This is a genomic window from Plantibacter sp. CFBP 13570, from assembly GCF_014841395.1.
Taxonomy (GTDB): Bacteria; Actinomycetota; Actinomycetes; order Actinomycetales; family Microbacteriaceae; genus Plantibacter; species Plantibacter auratus.
Genome location: NZ_JACYTW010000023.1, coordinates 16,925 through 33,933, shown reverse-complemented (window position 1 = coordinate 33,933; position 17,009 = coordinate 16,925). Strand labels below are relative to the sequence as shown.

General features: G+C 70.3%; 17 protein-coding genes. 7 read left to right on the top strand and 10 right to left on the bottom strand.

Annotation, left to right across the window (positions count from 1 at the left end; translation table 11 throughout):
- Positions 1 to 10: 10 nt before the first annotated feature.
- The 3 genes from IFT89_RS09860 to IFT89_RS09850 all read right to left on the bottom strand — a co-directional run bounded on the left by IFT89_RS09860 (position 11) and on the right by IFT89_RS09850 (position 2,590).
- The gene (locus tag IFT89_RS09860; RefSeq protein WP_079706621.1) at positions 11 to 571 is read right to left on the bottom strand and encodes a methylated-DNA--[protein]-cysteine S-methyltransferase; all 561 of its coding nucleotides are present in this window, start codon (positions 569 to 571) and stop codon (positions 11 to 13) included.
- Entirely contained in the window at positions 568 to 2,070 is a 1,503-nt protein-coding gene (locus IFT89_RS09855) for a DNA-3-methyladenine glycosylase 2 (protein WP_244650677.1), read from the bottom strand. Before IFT89_RS09855 ends, IFT89_RS09860 begins: the two co-directional genes overlap by 4 nt.
- Before the next feature lie 88 nt (positions 2,071 to 2,158).
- Positions 2,159 to 2,590: a MarR family winged helix-turn-helix transcriptional regulator gene (locus tag IFT89_RS09850; RefSeq protein ID WP_085513978.1), complete on the bottom strand. Its 432-nt coding sequence runs from the start codon at positions 2,588 to 2,590 to the stop codon at positions 2,159 to 2,161.
- 397 nt (positions 2,591 to 2,987) lie between these two features.
- On the opposite strand from IFT89_RS09850, the gene IFT89_RS09845 reads away from it, so the two are divergent.
- Positions 2,988 to 6,665, top strand: coding sequence for an SdrD B-like domain-containing protein (locus IFT89_RS09845; protein ID WP_202938842.1), 3,678 nt, complete (start codon positions 2,988 to 2,990; stop codon positions 6,663 to 6,665).
- Between the two features lie 61 nt (positions 6,666 to 6,726).
- Here IFT89_RS09845 and IFT89_RS09840 read toward each other — a convergent pair whose 3' ends face one another.
- Genes IFT89_RS09840 through IFT89_RS09830 form a run of 3 tightly spaced genes read right to left on the bottom strand, consistent with a single transcriptional unit; the run spans position 6,727 to position 8,277 of the window.
- Positions 6,727 to 7,095 carry a hypothetical protein gene (locus tag IFT89_RS09840; protein ID WP_137243981.1) on the bottom strand — a complete coding sequence of 123 codons (369 nt, stop codon included), beginning with the start codon at positions 7,093 to 7,095 and terminating at the stop codon, positions 6,727 to 6,729.
- On the bottom strand, positions 7,088 to 7,705 hold the full coding sequence (locus IFT89_RS09835; RefSeq protein ID WP_137243980.1) for an Asp23/Gls24 family envelope stress response protein: 618 nt from the start codon (positions 7,703 to 7,705) through the stop codon (positions 7,088 to 7,090). The genes IFT89_RS09840 and IFT89_RS09835 overlap by 8 nt, the downstream gene beginning before the upstream one ends.
- Entirely contained in the window at positions 7,702 to 8,277 is a 576-nt protein-coding gene (locus tag IFT89_RS09830) for an RNA polymerase sigma factor (protein WP_229940005.1), read from the bottom strand. Before IFT89_RS09830 ends, IFT89_RS09835 begins: the two co-directional genes overlap by 4 nt.
- A gap of 165 nt (positions 8,278 to 8,442) precedes the next feature.
- Here IFT89_RS09830 and IFT89_RS09825 point away from each other — a divergent pair, with 165 nt between their 5' ends.
- The gene (locus tag IFT89_RS09825; RefSeq protein WP_079706627.1) at positions 8,443 to 9,717 is read left to right on the top strand and encodes an AI-2E family transporter; all 1,275 of its coding nucleotides are present in this window, start codon (positions 8,443 to 8,445) and stop codon (positions 9,715 to 9,717) included.
- Positions 9,717 to 10,724, top strand: coding sequence for a DMT family transporter (locus IFT89_RS09820; RefSeq protein ID WP_137243979.1), 1,008 nt, complete (start codon positions 9,717 to 9,719; stop codon positions 10,722 to 10,724). The genes IFT89_RS09825 and IFT89_RS09820 overlap by 1 nt, the downstream gene beginning before the upstream one ends.
- Before the next feature lie 81 nt (positions 10,725 to 10,805).
- Here the strand turns inward: IFT89_RS09820 and IFT89_RS09815 are convergent, their stop codons facing one another.
- On the bottom strand, positions 10,806 to 11,513 hold the full coding sequence (locus IFT89_RS09815; protein ID WP_079706629.1) for a winged helix-turn-helix domain-containing protein: 708 nt from the start codon (positions 11,511 to 11,513) through the stop codon (positions 10,806 to 10,808).
- A 502-nt stretch (positions 11,514 to 12,015) separates the two neighbouring features.
- On the bottom strand, positions 12,016 to 12,648 hold the full coding sequence (gene upp, locus IFT89_RS09810) for a uracil phosphoribosyltransferase (protein WP_079706630.1): 633 nt from the start codon (positions 12,646 to 12,648) through the stop codon (positions 12,016 to 12,018).
- A gap of 51 nt (positions 12,649 to 12,699) precedes the next feature.
- Between upp and tadA the strand changes: the two genes are divergently transcribed.
- The 3 genes from tadA (at position 12,700) to proC (ending at position 15,366) form a co-directional block, all read left to right on the top strand.
- Positions 12,700 to 13,176: a tRNA adenosine(34) deaminase TadA gene (gene tadA, locus IFT89_RS09805; protein WP_202938841.1), complete on the top strand. Its 477-nt coding sequence runs from the start codon at positions 12,700 to 12,702 to the stop codon at positions 13,174 to 13,176.
- Between the two features lie 111 nt (positions 13,177 to 13,287).
- Positions 13,288 to 14,475, top strand: a complete 1,188-nt coding sequence (locus IFT89_RS09800) for a MarP family serine protease (protein ID WP_191941821.1) — start codon at positions 13,288 to 13,290, stop codon at positions 14,473 to 14,475.
- Positions 14,476 to 14,523: 48 nt separating this feature from the next.
- Entirely contained in the window at positions 14,524 to 15,366 is an 843-nt protein-coding gene (proC, locus tag IFT89_RS09795; RefSeq protein WP_137243977.1) for a pyrroline-5-carboxylate reductase, read from the top strand.
- A 16-nt stretch (positions 15,367 to 15,382) separates the two neighbouring features.
- On the opposite strand, the gene IFT89_RS20235 is transcribed toward proC, so the two are convergent.
- A complete protein-coding gene (locus IFT89_RS20235) occupies positions 15,383 to 15,886 on the bottom strand; it encodes a GNAT family N-acetyltransferase (protein ID WP_192019023.1) in 504 nt (167 codons plus the stop codon).
- Positions 15,883 to 16,482: a TetR/AcrR family transcriptional regulator gene (locus IFT89_RS09785; RefSeq protein WP_202938840.1), complete on the bottom strand. Its 600-nt coding sequence runs from the start codon at positions 16,480 to 16,482 to the stop codon at positions 15,883 to 15,885. Before IFT89_RS09785 ends, IFT89_RS20235 begins: the two co-directional genes overlap by 4 nt.
- A 63-nt stretch (positions 16,483 to 16,545) precedes the next feature.
- Between IFT89_RS09785 and IFT89_RS09780 the strand changes: the two genes are divergently transcribed.
- A complete protein-coding gene (locus IFT89_RS09780) occupies positions 16,546 to 17,004 on the top strand; it encodes a GNAT family N-acetyltransferase (RefSeq protein ID WP_202938839.1) in 459 nt (152 codons plus the stop codon).
- Positions 17,005 to 17,009 lie beyond the last annotated feature (5 nt).

The following is a 17,009-nucleotide window of genomic DNA, read 5'->3' as shown; positions in this document are numbered from 1 at the left end:
CCGTGCGTGCTCAGCTCAGCGCGGCCTCGCGGTCGAGCAACGACCGCTTGACGTCGAGTCCCCAGGCGAACCCGCCGAGCGTCCCGTCGGTTCGGAGGACGCGGTGACACGGGACGAACAGGGCGGGGGCGTTCGTCGCGCAGGCGCTCGCCGCAGCGCGGACCGCCGACGGCCGACCGCTCGCCGCGGCGAACTCCGTGTACGTCACCGGGTGTCCGGCAGCGATCGTCCGCAGCACCGTCCAGGCGTGCGTACGGAACGGGCCGCCGAACTGGGCGACGGGTACGAGGTCGATCGCCGCCAGGTCGCCGTCGTAGTACGCGCGGACGGCGTCCATCGCCGCGATCGTCCCCGCCACGGTCTCGCCGGGGCGGTCGGCGGGTCGGATCCGTTCGAGCATGACCCCGATGTCGTCGGACCACCCTGAGGAGAGCACCGCCCCGTCCTCCCGCGCGAGGATCGTGAAGGGGCCGTCCGGAGTGTCGACGGTCTGGCTGGTCGCGGTGAGCTGCGCGCCGGACGCCCGGCCGTCACCGCGGCGGGCGCTCGTGCTGGAGATGATGGTGGTCATGCTGCTGGACCTTTCTCGAGGGCTGACGGTGCGGCGGTCGGTGCCGGTGTGGAGGCCGCCTTCCACAGGTGGAGGCACAGGTAGGAGCGCCACGGGGCGAAGGCGTCCGCTTCCGCGGTGAGGGTGCGGGCGTCGGAGGGCAAACCGAGCCGGCCCGCACCCGTGCGGACGGCGACGTCGCCGGGCAGGAAGGCGTCGGGGTTGCCGAGCACCCGCATGCTGACGTAGTCGGCCGTCCAGGGGCCGATCCCCTTCATGGCGAGCAGGCGCGTCCGGAGCTCGTCGCGGTCGTCGCCGAAGCCGATCGTGAGTTCACCGGACATGAGTGCCCGCGCGACGCCGAGCAGGCTGTCGATCCGCGCTCGGGGCCCGACGAGTGCGGCCTCCCCGCCGTTCGCGATCTGCGTCGCCGTCGGGAATAGCCGGTGCAGCCCGTGTCGTTCGGGGACCGTCGTGCTCACCTCGTCCGCGAGACGGCGGAGCTGGGTGCGCGCCGCGGCCACGGTGATCTGCTGGCCGACCATCGCCCGGACCAGCATCTCCTCCGGGTCGACCGCCCCGGGGAGTCGGATGCCGGGTGTGGCGGCGACCGAGGCAGCGAGACGCGGGTGCGTTGCGAGGACGGCGTCGGCGGAAGTCGGGTCGGCGTCGAGGTCGAAGAGCCGACGGACCCGCGAGACGAGCACCGGCAGGTCGGCGAGGTCCGTCACCTCGGCGGTGAGTCGGAGGTCGTCGCCGACCTGCCGGACCTCGAACCACGCCGTGCCGCCGGGGAGGGCGAGGAGCCGGGCGTAGTGGTCGGGGCCCGCGAGCTCGACGCCGTCCACCGCCCGTGGCGCGAGCCAGGCGAAGACGCCCGCTGCGTCGAACGGGCGGCGGAACGGCAGGGACAGGGTGATCGAGCCGGGGGCATGCTCGCCAACCGTCCGGTGTTTCGCGCGCAGCTCGCCGGGGGTGAGCTCGAACACCTCCCGCATCGTGTCGTTGAACTGCCGGATGCTCGAGAACCCGGCGGCGAAGGCGATGTCACCGAAGGGGAGATCGGTGCCGGTCAGCAGCTGTCGAGCACCCTGGGCGCGGTGGGCCCGCGCGAGCGCGAGTGGACCCGCGCCCAGCTCGGAGCTGAGGATCCGCGTCAGATGCCGGCTCGAGTACCCGAGGCGCGAGGCGAGTCCCGGGACGCCCTCGCGTTCGACGACGCCATCTGCGATGAGGCGCATGCTGCGCGCGGCGACGTCGTTGCCGAGGTTCCAGGCGGGCGTCCCCGGGACCGCTTCAGGCAGGCACCGCTTGCATGCGCGGAAACCGGCCTCGTGCGCCGCAGCGCTCGTCGCGTAGAAGGTGACGTTCTCCGGCTTCGGGGTCCGAGCCGGGCAGGACGGCCGGCAGTAGATCCCCGTGGAGCTCACGGCCGTGATGAACTGCCCGTCGAAGCGCGGGTCGCGGGCTTGGATCGCGCGGTAGCGTTCGGCGAAGTCCATGCTCCGGGTGTCGTCCATGATCCGAGTCTGACATGCGCCACCGGGTCGGACGAGCGGAAATCGGACACGGCAGTGGGGCCGTGCGCGCCGGATCAGTCGGCGCGGCTCACGCTCCGCGGAGCTTGTCGCTGAGCGCCGCGAGGGTCGCCATCTCCTGCGGGCTGAGCGAGGTGGTCACGCGTTCGGCGATCGTCGCACCGTGGGCGATGGCGACGGCGCGGTAGACGTCGTAGCCCGCGTCGGTCATGCGGACGAGGGTGCCGCGGCCGTCGTCCGGGTCGGGGCATTTGCCGACCAGCCCGCGCGCGACGAGCCGATCGACGAGGCGACTGATGCTCGGCTGCGAGAGCAGCACGCTCGAGTTGAGGTCGCGCAGACGGATGCGACGATCGGGCTCCCGCGACATCGTGTGCAGGACGTCGTACTCGTTGAGCGAGATGCCGTGGCTCGGGAAGTCGTGCGAGATGTGGCGCATCACGTCGACCTGCGCGCGGAACAGTGACTCCCACGCGGCGATCGCGAGTCGCCTCTCGTCCATACCTGCTCCCGCTGCCGTCCGACGATCCACCACCTGAATCTATCCTGGACGGCCGTCGAACGGTGCGTCGAGGTGGGGTGGTTGCGCTCCGTATCGTCTCCGGACATGACGAGAGCCGGTCGCAGAGGCTACGACCGGCTCTCTTTCCCTTGCACCAAGAGTGTCCTGCAATCACATTCCGTCAGCTGCCACAGCAAAACAACTAACGTTCCAAAACCATATAACGGATCGGTAACGAGCGGTAGTTATCAGAACGTTATTTTTGCTGGGAGTTGTCCGAGTGCGCTACCCCGGCGGAGCGCGAGTGCACGGGTGCCGATGTCCCACTTCCCCACGTGTGTTTATTATGTTACGCTCTGAAATACCACCCGACCACACGTTACCGAGACGAGACCCCATGTCCACACCGCACCGGCCCCGACGCCGGATCGTCACCGCCCACGCGGGCGCCATCGTCGCGCTCGCCGCGCTGCTGACCGGCACGGTCGCTTCCCCCGCGACAGCGGCCGGCATCCCTGCAACGGCACCGACGGACCCCGCGCCCGTCGAAGAGCCCACCGACAACGGCCCGGTCGACACCGACGAGCCATCCTCGGGCAGCGACCCCGACGACACCCCGCCGACGATCCCGTCGACCCCGCCGACCGAACCCGCCGCCACCCCCGACGCCGTGATCCCGAACGCCGATCTCGCGCTGCAGATCGTGCTCGCGGGCGTCGCCACCGGCACCGCCCCGTTCGACGCGGACGACGCGCCCGGCCACGACAGCAGCGCGACGAACGACGTCGTCCGCACGCACGACACGGTCACCTACCGCGTCGAGATCCAGCTCGACGGAGCCGCAGCCGGCGACCTCGTGACCGTTCGACAGACCCTCCCCGACGGCCTGCGCTGGCCGGTCGTCAGCGGGCTCCCCGCTTACTGCGGCGCCGGGTCGACCGTCAGCGACGACCGAAGCGCCCTCGAGTGCGTCATCCGCGGCGTCCTGCCGAACTCCGTCACCACCTACGACCTCGTCGCGACGGCAGAGAGCATGCCGAACGGTTCCGTGCTCACCTCCCCGGCGGGAGCACTCAGCGCGGCCGCGAACGACGTGGCCTCAGGCGCCCTCGCCGAGGACGCGACCGAGGTCCCCGCGACGACCGCGAGCAGCGGCCCGCGGGTGAACCTCGGGGTGCGGACGGCAACGATCGTCAGCGCCGTGACCCAGGACGATGTGCCCGGGTTCCGCATCCACTATGACGCCTACCTCGACCTCGCCGGGTACAACGCCGCGGGTGGACTCGGTGCACGCGGGCAGTCGAACGTGGTCGATGACGTCACCTTCGTGATCGACCTCGATGATGTCAGCCCGAACGCCAGACTCTCGAACCAGACGGCTTGTGCGGCGGGCGCCGGTGAAGCGCGCGTCTTCCCGGGCGCCAGAGGCGGCGGCGAGAACGCCGTGACCGACTCCGGCGCCTGGACGTGTCGCGTCGACCCGGACGACCCGCGTCGGATCCACGTGACCATCTCCGGCGCGGACCTCAGCGCCGACCACATCCCCACCAAGACCGCGAACGGCGCAGCCATCCCGCTCCGCGGCTACCTCGCGCTCGGCCGCTTCGGCGTGTTCGTGCCTCGAGACGATGTGCCCGCGAACGGCTCGATCACCACCCGCCTCCTGGTCCGCGACCTCCTGGCGACGGGCCGAGACGCCGATGGACAGCAGATCGCAAACGCGGACGAGCCGCTCGACGACAACCGGACGAGCGCGAGTCTCCTCCGCCGTCCCGACGGAGGCCATGGCACTCGCTACATCGACGACACCAATGCGCTCATCCCGGTCCCCGGGCAGTTCCTGCCGGGCACGGGCGACGGCGTCGTCGTACCCGGACAGCAGTACCGTGCCCTCTCGATGTTCAACAACCGAGGCGGCACGGAGTTCACCGGACAGGTGTTCTGCCAGGCCTTCGACACGAAGACGCAGCATGCAGCCGTCGGACCCGACGGCGTTCCCGCTCGAGGGCACGCCTCGACGCCGCTGATCATCGAGTACGGCACACGATCGACCGTGGACGTGGCCGCTGACGACGCCACCAGGTGGCGTCAAATGACCGACACCACGTGCGGTGACGCCGACGACGACTGGACCACCGACCCCTCGTCGATCGCGGTGGAGGACATCACCAAGATCCGCTATCGCAGCGCGTCCGGCGTCATCCCGATCGGTGCCTCGCTCATGGCATCGCTCACACTCGTGATGAACGACGGTGTCCCCGCCGGCACCTTCCTCGCTGAGAGCTACTCGCTGTACAGCCCGGAGCAATACCCCGACGACGTCGACTACAGCACGTGGTACGCGAAGGACGGCTGGTTCCACAACAAGTACGACGCAGCGAAGGACGACAACGCGAACTACCCTCGCGGCGACCGGCTCATCGCCGCCAACGCCGTGATCGGCATCGGGAAGCGGGCGATCGAACCGGCCGTGGAACCCGGTTCGCCGGCCCAACTGCTCGCGGGTGACCGCGTCCGCTTCGAGGTCACGCCGCAGATCACGAGTGTGCCCGGCCAGGGGAACGCCGCACGCGACGTCGTCGTCGTCGACCGATTGCCCGCCGGGCTCGTCTACGACCCGACGGAGGTGTCACACGTGCCCGACTCGGTCGACCTCGCCGAGGACGGCACCACCCTCCTCACCTGGAGGCTCGGGCAGGTCGAGCGCGGCGCCGAGCCCGTCATCCGGTACTGGGCGACGTCGGATGCGACGCTCATCGGCGACCTGGTCAATCAGGTGGTCGTCGCGAGCCCGGACGACCCGGGTTCGCTCGAGGAGGTCCCCGAGGACGCCACGACGCAGGACGCGCACCACGGGCGCCAGACCGTGTCGCTCCGTGCGCCCGGTGGGCTCCGCGTGCAGAAGAGCGTCGAACAGCGCGTCATCGAGTCCGGCGACCGGATCGACTACCGCCTCGCCTACGCCAACATGAACGCCACCGGTGCTCAGCAGGACGTCGCCCTGGTGGACGTGCTCCCGTTCGTCGGCGACAACCGTGGATCATCCGCGGCCGGCGTCCTGGCCGACGAGATCGAGGCCGCCGACGGCGACCGGGTGCTCTACACCGCCGCCGACCCGGCCGCAGTGCAGGCCGCGTCCGCCATCGACGGCACGGACACCTCCCGGGAGCTTCCGGACGGGTTCGACTGGTGCACCTCCGACGACTTCGGTGCGGAGGCGTGTCCCGAATCGCTCGCCGACGTCACCGCGTTCCGCGTGGAGGTCGCCGAACTCGACGCCCTCGAACGTCACGAGATCGCCGTCGAGCTCACGACGGACGGCGCGGTGTCCGGTGCGGAGTACCGGAACGACGCCACGGTGCGCTCGGCGTCGCAGACCCTCGGAGCCCGGTCGCCGCTCGTGGCGACGACCGTCGTCTCCACGTCGATCGGCGAGCGCCTCTGGTGGGACCGTGACGGTGACGGACTCGACGACGACGGTGCCGACGGACAGCCCGGCGACGGCGTGGCCGGTGTGCCACTCCGGCTGGACGGCGTCGACAAGCACGGTGCCACCGTCTCCGAGGAGACCGAGACGGACGCCGACGGCCGATACCGCTTCAGCGGGCTCGTGTCGGGTGCGTACACCATCAGTGTCGACCTGCCTGAGGGCGCGGAGATCACCGGCTTCCGCGTCGGTGACGACGGCCTCGTCAACTCGGCGCTCGATCCGCAGTCGTCCACCATGGAGGACATCGTCGTGGTCGACCCGTCGCCGACCGGCGCGGACGCGGTCGACCTCACCTGGAACGGCGGCATCGTCGAGGTGGAGCTGCCCGTGAGCCCGCCGGTGACCGATCCCGAGGAACCGACGGACCCGTCCGTCCCCTCGGAGCCGACGCCGACGCCGTCCGGGACGCCGCAGGCGACCCCGGAACGTCTGTCCGGTACGCAGGGTCCGCTGGCCACGACCGGCGTGCTCTGGCTCGATCAGGCGATGATCGCCGCGATGCTCCTGCTCGTGATCGGCGGGGCGGCACTCTTCGTCGTGCATGCGCGTCGCGCCCGCAGTGACGCCGAGGAGTCGAGCGGCTGAGTCGAGGAGCCACCGCACATCGAGCGCGCACGATCCCGGATCGGGACCGTGCGCGCTCGTGTCAGTCCTGGGAGCCGCTCGGGACGACGTCGATCACGCGGACGGTGATGGACGGAGCGCCCTCGCCGGCGGACGAGGGGAGCCGCTCCGCGATGGCGCGGTGGACCGCCTGCGCGACGGCAGGGGAGGCCGCCTCCGCTGCCACGGAGATGTTGGCGTGGACGGTCAGGACGTCTCGGACGCGCTTGACGCTCACCCGTGCCTGCTGATCGGGCGAGCCGAGCAGCGCACCGACGCCCTCCTTCGCGGCCCGGAGCAGTGTGGGCTCGACGGCGGTCAACCCGTCGACGCCCGGTATCGCCAGGATCACGTCGTCGAGCGAGCTCGCGAGCGCTCCGAGGTCGTCGTCCGTCTCCGTCAGGTCATGCATCGTCCCCCACCTCTCCGATCTCGTCGGCCTCGAAGTGCAGGTCGTCGACGACGATGTCGAGACCTGCCACGACGAGGTCCGTGTGCTGCTGGAGGCTTGCGGCGACCTCCTCGCGGAACAACGAGACCGTGTCGGCGACCGACTTGCCCCAACCGATGCTCACCGTGACGTGGAGCATGATCGGTTCGCCGACCACGGTGACGTCGCCCTCGAGCACGCAGCGACCGACGAGCACGCCGGGCGTGCGGTCGCCGGCACCGCGGACCAGCCCGCGGACCGTGCCCTCCGTGATGACGAGCGCCGTGTCGTCGTCGGACGCGGCGAACGGGATGTCGCGTCCGGCCTTCGCCTCACGGCCGATGTTCTCCATGATCCCGCGGATCCAGTCCTGGTCGAGTGCGGTGACCGCCGCTTCGTCCGCCTCCCGCAATGGCGTGGCGAGCGAGCGGACCCGTCGCAGGGACCGGAGGATCCGCTGGCATTCGGGCGACTCGTCGATCGACGGGTCGGCCGGCAGCATGTCGCGTTCGAGGTAGTCCGTGAGGGCGTCGATGCCGTGCGCGCAACCGCCCGGTCCGCCCGGTCCGGAGCCCGGAATTTCGGTGTTCATCGCCACCCCTCCATGTCCTTGACCAGTGTCGCTCGAGCCCGTGCGAGACTCCCTCGGACGCTGGCGACGCTCTGCCCCAGCTGTTCGGCGATCTCCTCGTACGAGTATCCGCCGATCTCGCGGAGCACCCAAGCCTGGTGCTGTCCGTGCGGCAGTCTGTCGAGCGCTGCTGACAGTGCTCCCAGCTGCGACGACGCCTCGGCTCGCCGTTCTGGTCCGTCGCGCTCCGGGGCCTCGATGATGGCGTCGTCGGTCGACTCGGTGTCCTTCCGCTGCCGCATCAGGTCGATCGCCCGGCGGCTGACGATGCGCATCAGCCAGCTCTTCACCATCGCGCCGTCCTCGAGCGTGTCGATCCGCTTCCAGGCGGAGATGAGCGCCTCCTGGACGACGTCGTCGCCGTCCGCCGAGGAGCGCGTGAGTCGCACGGCATACGCCTTCATCATCCGGCCGTAGCGCGTGATGAGCACCTGGAACGCGCGGGTGTCGCCGTCGACGCACCGTTCGACGAGGGTCCGGTCGGTCGCCTGCTCGAGGAGGCCGCCCGACCTGCGTACTGGATCGACACCCACCGCCTGCCACCTCTCTGTGCCGGCCGAGACAACTTCCGGCGGTTTCGTCACACCCGACCGTGACATCTGCGAGCCGGGCTCCGTCTCACTACTGTAGGCACAGAGCGGCGATCCATGTGAACGCCCCCAGCACCACGATCGCAACACCACCGAGGAGACCGCACGATGAAGACCCCCAAACTCCGGTTGCCCGGGTTCTCCTCCACCCCGGAGGAGCGCGAGGCCAGGCGCGCCAAGCACCAGGAGGCCAAGCAGGAGCGCGCCGCGAAGGCCGCAGCCTCCTCACCGCCGTCGGCCGCCGTGGTCGCGGCCCTCCAGCCTTCGGCTCCGAGCGTGCGTATCAACGCGTTCCGCATCGGCCTCGTCGGCGGTATCGGCGTGCTCGTCGCGCTCGTGATCGGCAGCATCGTCACGCAGCTGAGCACCACGCTCATCTACGTCGGCGTCGCACTGTTCATCGCGCTCGGCCTGGACCCGCTCGTCTCCTGGCTCGAGCAGAAGCTGCCGCGTGGCCTCGCCATCGCCGTCGTCTTCCTCGCCGTGATCGGCGCGTTCGTCGGCATCATCTTCGCCATCGTGCCCCTGCTCGTGACGCAGATCTCGAACTTCGTGAGCGACTACCCCCGGATCTCGCAGCAGTTCCTCAACAGCGACTTCGTCGCGTGGGTCCAGAACACGATCGGGAACACCCTCGACATCGACTCGGCGCTCAACGACGCGTTCTCCTTCCTCAAGGACCCCAACAACCTCCTGAACATCGGTGGCGGCATCGTCGCGGTCGGTGCGGGCGTCGCATCGGGCATCACCGGCTCGATCATCGTCCTGATCCTGACCCTGTACTTCCTCGCGTCGCTGCGCTCGATGAAGGCCGTCACGTACCGCTTCCTCCCCGCCTACCGCCGTGAGGGCTTCGCGCAGGTGCTCGAGGAGATCACCCAGGCCGTCGGACGCTACGTCGTCGGGCAGGTCGGGCTCGCGCTCGTCAACGGTGTGCTGAGCTTCATCTTCCTCAGCATCATCGGAGCGCCCTTCCCGCCGCTGCTCGCCCTGCTGGCGTTCATCGGCTCGATGATCCCGCTCGTCGGCACGCTGAGCGCCTCGATCGTGAACAGCGCGCTCTGCCTCTTCGTCTCCCCGGTCACCGCGCTCATCGCGATCATCTACTACCTGATCTACATGCAGATCGAGGCGTACGTCCTGAGCCCGCGCATCATGAACAAGGCGGTCGCCGTCCCCGGCGCCCTCGTCGTCATCGCGGCCTTCGGTGGCGGTGCCCTCGGCGGCATCCTCGGCGCCCTCGTCGCGATCCCGGTCGCCGCGTCGATCATCATCATCGTGCAGAAGGTCGTCTTCCCGAGCCAGGACTCCAAGGTGGTGCCGGAGAACAAACTCGGTGACGCCGAGACGGCGGCCGTCGGCACGAGCGCGGCGGCGAAGTGATGGCGGCGACGTCGTTCCCGGTCCTCGCGGCCGGCGCCCTGCTGCTGTCGGGTACCGCGGGCGTCGTCGCGCAGTCCGCTCGGGCCGCGGTCGACCTCGACATCCCCACGATCAGCGTCACGCCGTACCAGGCGATCGGCATCCCGATCGCCCTCGTCGGCGCCTTCTTCCTGGCGGTGGGGACCCAGCTCCAGTCCCGGGGCGTCGGGAAGGTCGAGGCTGCCTCGTCGGCGTTCGGGTTGAAGCAGCTCCCGCAGCTGCTCGGTCGCCCGTCCTGGCTCATCGGCACCCTGCTGCTCGGCCTGGCCATCGTCTTCCAGCTCGTCGCGCTGGCCTTCGCGCCGCTCATCGTCGTGCAGCCGCTCGGGGCGATCGCCCTCGTGATCACGGCACTGTTGAACGCCAGGGTCACCCGGGTCAAGATCACCAAGGAGCAGACCCGCGCGATGGTGCTGTGCGTCGCCGGTATCGGCCTCTTCGTGATCGTCGCCGCGCTCTACGCGGTGGAGGAGCCGATCCGTCAGCCGCAGCTCATCATCATCCTCATCATGCTCGCGGTCGTGACCCTCGCCCTCGCGGGTGCCTATGCCCTGTGGCGCCGAAAGCTGCACACGGTGTTCTACGTGGTCGCGGCAGGCGTCCTGTACGGCTTCGTCGTGACCCTCGCGAAGGTCGTCATCAACCGGGTCATCACGCAGAACTTCGAGGGTCTCACCGTCGTCGGCATCATCGCATTGCTCGTCGCCGCCGGGGTGGGTGGGTTCTTCGTCCAGAAGGCCCACCAGAGCGGACAGCCGGACCTGGTGGTCGCGGGCCTCACCGTCGTCGACCCACTCGTCGCCGTCGGCATCGGCATCGTCGTGCTCGGTGAGGCGGCCAGTGCGCCCTGGTTCGCGCTCGTGCTCTTCGTCGTCGCCGGTGCGATCGCCGTCTTCGGCGTGTGGAAGCTCGCGATGCGCCCGGTCCCGGCACCGGGCGAGAAGCCGAAGAAGCCGCGCGTCATCTGACGCAGGACGTCCGACGGGCCCGGCGAGTGGAACACTCGCTCACCGGGCCCGTCGTCTCGTCGGTGGGGCCGCCGAACCGGCTTAGAACAGGTCGGGCGACGGGGTGCTGGCGTAGCGGATGGAGACGTCCGCGTGGCGGTCGAAGCGGTAGCCGACACCGCGCACGGTGCGGACGATGTCCTCGTAGCGGCCGAGCTTGGCGCGCAGCCGACGCACGTGGACGTCGATGGTCCGCTCGTTCGGGACCTCTTCGTCGTCGCCGGCACGCCACAGCGATGAGATGAGCTCCGCGCGCTCGATCGTGCGTCCTTCGCGGAGGACGAGGTACTGGAGGAGCTCGAACTCCTTGTACGTGAGCGGCGCAGCTTCGTTGTCGAGGACGAGGCGCTTCCGGGAGATGTCGACGACGACACCGGCGTGCGCGCGGTCCTGCTCCTCCTCGTCGACCTCGTCGCGGTGGGCCGCGAGTGCCGAGGGGTCCTGGAGGGCGAGCCGGACGACGTCGAGGTCGCGTCCGCCGGCACCGCGAGGGGCAAGGGCGACGGCCGCGTGCGTCTCGGCCTCCGGAGCGAACTGGGCCGTCAGGGCCTTGATGGCCTCGACGATCTCACCGAGGCTCGTGCCGGCCGCCGCCGCCTTCGCCTCGTCGAGACCGACGTAGAGGACGAAGCCTCGGGCTTCAGGGCCGGCTGGAACGGCGCGGACGTGCGGGGTCGCGGCCCGAGGCGCATCCTCGACGGCGGTGAGCTGGCGGGTGGGGCGGGTGGTCTGAACGGCTGCAAGAGACATGAGTGCGAGGTCCTCGGGAGTGATGATGCTACGACGGATCGTGCGCGGTGCGCTCGGGGTGATCCCGCCTGCCGGTGGGCAGTTGCGGTCCCGCGATCCGGGAAGTGGCGCGTCGGCCGGGTACGGACGGGGTACGTCCGGGAGTCGGCTCACCTGGTGGGGGAGCGGCGGACTCGGAGGTGCTGGGGGCAGTGGAGCGGATCCGTGTGGATCGCTACCGGTGCTGGAGGAGTCGGATCAGCGACACATTCGACAGCACATGACAGCGCGGCCGGGCATCATCATGCCGGCGTTCCCAGGGGCCTCGAAGGAGGTCGGGGTGGGCGCGTTGGTCGTCATAGTCCGCAATACAACAGGAATCCCCCGGATCCTGTCAAGTGCGAGCGGAAGATGACGTTCTGTTACTCGGGGATTGTCAGCTGGCGGCACAACTGAGATGAGGCGGATCGTCGTCCATCGCGGGGATGGACGACGATCCGCCTCATGTCGGCGGGAGCCGGGGTCAGACGACGCCGTAGAGGCGGTCGCCGGCGTCGCCGAGCCCGGGGACGATGTACCCGTTCTCGTCGAGCTTCTCGTCGAGGGCGCCCAGGACGATGGTGACGTCCTTGCCGGCCGTCTCGGCCTCGAGGCGTTCGAGACCCTCGGGGGCGGCGAGCAGGCAGATGGCGGTGACGTGCATCGCGCCACGCTTGAAGAGGAAGTCGATGGCCGCCGCGAGCGAGCCACCGGTCGCGAGCATCGGGTCGAGCACGAAGCACTGGCGGTCGGACAGGTCGTCGGGGAGACGCTCCGCGTACGTGGTGGGTTCGAGGGTCTCCTCGTTGCGCACCATGCCGAGGAAGCCGACCTCGGCGGTGGGGAGCAGCTTCACCATGCCCTCGAGCATGCCGAGGCCGGCCCGCAGGATCGGGACCACGAGCGGACGCGGCTCGCTGATCTTGACGCCGACCGTCTCGGTCACCGGCGTCTGGATGGTGATCTCCTCGACCGTGACACCGCGCGTCGCCTCGTAGGCGAGCAGCGTGACGAGCTCCTCGGTGAGGGCACGGAACACCGGTGACGGTGTCGTCTTGTCGCGGAGCACCGTGAGCTTGTGGGTGATGAGGGGGTGGTCGGCTACGTGCACTCGCATACGATCAATCTAGTCGCTCGCGCGGCGACCAGGATTTCGGGGAGATGACGGATGCACGCACCGGCCGAGTTCGCCGCGTGGATGAACCTTGCCATCGCCGAGGCCGAGGCTGCCCTGGCCAGCGACGACGTCCCGGTGGGCGCGGTGCTCGTCGCCCCGGACGGTACGGTCGTCTCCGTCGGGCGCAACGAGCGCGAGCTGCACACCGATCCGACCGCCCACGCCGAGGTGGTCGCCATCCGCGCCGGCGCGGCCGCGCTGGCCGACTGGCACCTCACGGAGCTGACGCTCGTGGTCACGCTCGAACCCTGCGTCATGTGCGCCGGCGCGATCCTCGCCGCCCGGATCCCGCGGGTCGTCTTCGGGGCCTGGGACGAGAAGGCCGGTGCGGTCGGTTCCGTCTACGACGTCCTGCGCGACCGGCGACTGCAGCACCGTGTCGAGGTCTACGCGGGCGTGGAGGCCGAGCGCTGCTCGACGCTCCTCACCGACTTCTTCCGGGGCGTGGGCGGCGTCGGAGCCCTCTGAGGGTTGTCACGGCTTCGAAGCTCCCTGCACTTCGACAGGCTCAGTGACCGGATGCGGCTGCTCCCAGCACTTCCGGAGCCCGTTGTCGGCGGGTGATGGCAGGATCGCAGGATGCAACCCGGCGTGATCCTCGACATCATCCTCGTCGTCGTCCTGATCGGCTTCCTGATCCGCGGGTGGCGTGCGGGGCTCCTCGGGAGCCTCGGCGGGCTCGTCGGGCTGGCGGCCGGTGGGGTCGGCGCCTTCTTCGCGATCCCGCTCGTCGCCTCGTGGGTGCCGGACGCGGCGTGGCGTGGCTGGGCGGCGGTCGCGGCGGCGGTGGTCGTCCTCGCCGTCGGCTACACGATCGGCGCGTTCATCGGCGGGGCCATCGGCTCCGTCGTGCGCAAGACCCCGTTGCGCGGTCTGGAACGGCTGCTCGGCGCCGCCCTCAACCTCGTCGTCACCGCGCTCGTCCTCGTGACCGCGGCACTCGGTGTCGGATCCCTCGGCATCCCGCTGCTCGCCCAGGCGGTCGGGTCGTCCGCGGTGATCGGCACGATCGACCGCGTCACGCCCGTGCAGGTGAAGAGCACGCTCGCGCAGCTTCGCTCCACGGTGGTCGACGGTGGGGCCCAACGCGTCATCGAGGCCTTCGGTGGAACCGCGGAGGTCCCCGCCGCCCCGCAGCTCGACACCTCGACGCCGGCGCTACAGACGGCCTCCGCGTCCGTGGTGCGCATCAGCGGCACGGCCGAGTCCTGCTCGCGGAGCCTCACCGGAAGCGGCTTCGTCTTCGCGGACGACCTGGTCATGACGAACGCGCACGTCCTCGCCGGCGTGACGAACCCGGTCGTCGAGGTCCCGGGGGCCATGCCCAGGGAAGGACGGATCGTCTACTTCGACCCGGTCGACGACCTCGCCGTCATTCGCGTCGACGACCTCGGCGCCCGATCGCTGCCGCTCGCACCGAACCCGGCTCCCGGATCGAACGCCGTCGTCGCCGGGTATCCGTTCGGCGGCCCGTACACGGCCGGTGGCGCGCAGGTCATCGTGGTGGGGCCGAGCCTCGTCGCCGACATCAGCGGGAACAACCCGACGAGCCGTCAGGTCGTGACGCTGTCCGGGACGGTGCAGCCGGGCAACTCCGGTGGCCCGCTCCTCACCGAGTCCGGTGAGGTGGCCGGCGTGATCTTCGCCCGCGACGCGAACTCCGCGCCGGTCGGCTACGCGCTCGCGATGGACGAGGTCCTGCCCGTCGTCGCGCTCGCCGGATCACTGCAGTCCGCGGTCCCGTCGGGCGCCTGCCTCGCCGATTGACCCGGCCGCGTACCTGCCGCCGAGCATGCAGGTGCCTAGACTCGCAGGGTGAGTGAAACGATCAGCCTGCCCAGCATCGCCATCCTCGGAGCCGGTTCGATGGGAGGGGCCGTCCTCCGCGGTCTCGTCCAGCCGGGTGTCGAGGTCGACGGTGGCATCACGGTGACGAACCGGACCATCGCCAAGGCGGAGGCTCTCGCCGAGCTGCCCGGCGTCACCTCGATCGCCCTCGAGCAGGACGCCGACGGCAACCGTCGGGCGGCAGCCGCGGCGAAGATCGTCCTCATCGGCGTGAAGCCCTACCTGGTCGCCGACCTCCTCGCCGAGATCGCCGACGCGCTGCAGCCGGGCACGATCGTCGTGAGCCTCGCCGCCGGCATCCGCGGTGCGGCCTTCGAGGCCGCCCTGCCGGAGTCGGTATCGGTCCTCCGCTCCATGCCGAACACCCCGTCCTACGTCGGGCTCGGCGTCACCGGGCTCGCGCCGGGTACCCGGTCGAGCGAGGACGACCTCGCCGTCGTCACCGCGCTCTTCGAGACCGTCGGTCAGGTGGTCGTCATCCCCGAGTCGAAGATCGACGCCCTCAGCGCCATCTCCGGTTCCGGTCCGGCGTACGTCTACTACCTCATCGAGGAACTGACCCGTACGGCGATCGGCCTCGGATTCACCCCCGAGCAGGCGTCGGTCATGGTCAACGGCACCTTCCGCGGCGCGACGGAACTCCTCGCGACGACGGGGGAGAGCGCCGAGCAGCTGCGGATCAACGTCACGAGCCCGAAGGGGACGACGGAGCAGGCGCTCGCCGTGCTCGCCGAGGCGGGCTTCAGCGAGACGTTCGACCGCGCCGCGGCAGCCGCCATCGCACGCGCCGAGGAGCTGTCGGCGTCCTGACCCGACGGCGACCCGATCAGTCGAAGGACCGCGCGAAGCAGTCGAGGCCGGGTCTGTCGTCCCAGGAAGCCACCGCCACGAAGCCGGACCGCCGGTAGAGCGCGATCGCGGCGGATCGCCAATGCCACACGGAGAGACGCACGGTGTCGTCACCCCGCAGTCGCGAGACGGTCGTCGCGGCCTCGAGCAGGGTTGCGGCCACGCCCCGGCGACGAGCGTCGGGGTCGACCCAGAGTCGCTTGAGCTCCGGCGACGGGCCGTCCGTCAGGACGACGCAGCCGAGCACCTGGTCGTCCTCGACGGCCAGGAGGATCTCCTCGGAGGCGAAGGCGGTACTTGGGTCGGTGATCTCGGCCCGGTAGCGGTCGGGGAGGGCGATCGTCGGAGTGGGCTCGTCCAGACTCGGCGCTCGGCCGAGGAGTTTCTCATGCTCGGTCCGGCGGTGGTACTCCTCGAGGAGCTCGGCGAATCGCTCGCGACGATGAGCCGGAGCATCCGCCCACCGTTCCACGACGATCACGCGTCGCTCGTCTCGTCGAGCCCGAGGACGAGCAGCAGTCGGTCCAGCGCGGCGAGCTGGGCCGCTGCGTCGTAGTGGTCGTCGTCGGCCGTGCTCAGGGTGCTGACGCCCTCGATGAATCCGACGACGACGGTGGCCGTCGCGGCGACCTCGGCCTCGGTGAGCTCGGGGCGGATCTCGGCCACGAGGCGGCGGGTGCGCGCGACGAACACGCCATGACCCGCACGGTGCCGTTCGGCCAGCACCTCGTCGTCGAGCGCCGCCGCGAGGTAGCCGAGCCAGACCCGGGCCTCCTGGCGCGTCTCGTCGGTGAGGGACAGGGCCTGCCGGAGGACGGCGCGCAGAGCGTCGCGCGGGGTCTCGGCTGCGGCTTCGAGCGCCTCGGTCCGCTCCGCCGTCCGTTCGTGGAGCAGGTCGCGAGCGTGCAGCAGGAGCGCGCGCTTGTCGGGGAAGCGATGCAGGACGAGGCCCGTCGTGCACCCGGCCCGCTCCGCGACCGCGCGGAGGGTCAACCCGTGCGGGCCGTGCTCGCCCAGGACCTCCCAGACCGCGTGCGAGATCCGCGCCTGGGCCGCTGGGTCCTTGGTTCTTGCCATGTCGTGGTCACCTCGGAACCGATGTTACCGTAATGCTTGTTACGGAATGACTGGAGGACACGCATGACGATCAGGATCAGCCGGGTGGCCTGGGACGACGAGGCGGGAACCGCGCTGCGGGCCGCCCAACGCCGCGAACTCGATGCGCGGTACGGAAGCGACGATCACGAACCCGGGACACCGCCGACCGCAGCCGACATCACGCTCTTCCTGCTCGCCAGCGACGTCGACGACACCCCGCTCGGCTGCGGCGGCCTGCGGATGCTCGGCGCGGACCGGGCTGAGGTCAAACGCATGTTCGTCGTACAGCAGGCCCGGGGGACCGGCGTCGCCACCGCGCTCCTGCGGGCACTGGAGGACGAAGCGCGGTCGCTCGGTCTCGCAGAGCTCCTCCTCGAGACCGGCACGGAGCAGCCGGACGCGATGCGCTTCTACGAGCGCGAGGGGTACCAACCGATCGAGGCGTTCGGGCCGTACGTCGACGAGCCGCGGTCGCGCTGCTACGCGCGCAGCCTCGGCTGAGGAGG

What these genes read in the sequence shown, in the direction of transcription:
- IFT89_RS09860 (WP_079706621.1), bottom strand. Translation starts at nt 571, where the DNA reads ATGACCACCATCATCTCCAGCACGAGCGCCCGCCGCGGTGACGGCCGG.
- IFT89_RS09855 (WP_244650677.1), bottom strand. Translation starts at nt 2,070, where the DNA reads ATGGACGACACCCGGAGCATGGACTTCGCCGAACGCTACCGCGCGATC.
- IFT89_RS09850 (WP_085513978.1), bottom strand. Translation starts at nt 2,590, where the DNA reads ATGGACGAGAGGCGACTCGCGATCGCCGCGTGGGAGTCACTGTTCCGC.
- IFT89_RS09845 (WP_202938842.1), top strand. Translation starts at nt 2,988, where the DNA reads ATGTCCACACCGCACCGGCCCCGACGCCGGATCGTCACCGCCCACGCG.
- IFT89_RS09840 (WP_137243981.1), bottom strand. Translation starts at nt 7,095, where the DNA reads ATGCATGACCTGACGGAGACGGACGACGACCTCGGAGCGCTCGCGAGC.
- IFT89_RS09835 (WP_137243980.1), bottom strand. Translation starts at nt 7,705, where the DNA reads ATGAACACCGAAATTCCGGGCTCCGGACCGGGCGGACCGGGCGGTTGC.
- IFT89_RS09825 (WP_079706627.1), top strand. Translation starts at nt 8,443, where the DNA reads ATGAAGACCCCCAAACTCCGGTTGCCCGGGTTCTCCTCCACCCCGGAG.
- IFT89_RS09820 (WP_137243979.1), top strand. Translation starts at nt 9,717, where the DNA reads ATGGCGGCGACGTCGTTCCCGGTCCTCGCGGCCGGCGCCCTGCTGCTG.
- IFT89_RS09815 (WP_079706629.1), bottom strand. Translation starts at nt 11,513, where the DNA reads ATGTCTCTTGCAGCCGTTCAGACCACCCGCCCCACCCGCCAGCTCACC.
- upp (WP_079706630.1), bottom strand. Translation starts at nt 12,648, where the DNA reads ATGCGAGTGCACGTAGCCGACCACCCCCTCATCACCCACAAGCTCACG.
- tadA (WP_202938841.1), top strand. Translation starts at nt 12,700, where the DNA reads ATGCACGCACCGGCCGAGTTCGCCGCGTGGATGAACCTTGCCATCGCC.
- IFT89_RS09800 (WP_191941821.1), top strand. Translation starts at nt 13,288, where the DNA reads ATGCAACCCGGCGTGATCCTCGACATCATCCTCGTCGTCGTCCTGATC.
- IFT89_RS09785 (WP_202938840.1), bottom strand. Translation starts at nt 16,482, where the DNA reads ATGGCAAGAACCAAGGACCCAGCGGCCCAGGCGCGGATCTCGCACGCG.
- IFT89_RS09780 (WP_202938839.1), top strand. Translation starts at nt 16,546, where the DNA reads ATGACGATCAGGATCAGCCGGGTGGCCTGGGACGACGAGGCGGGAACC.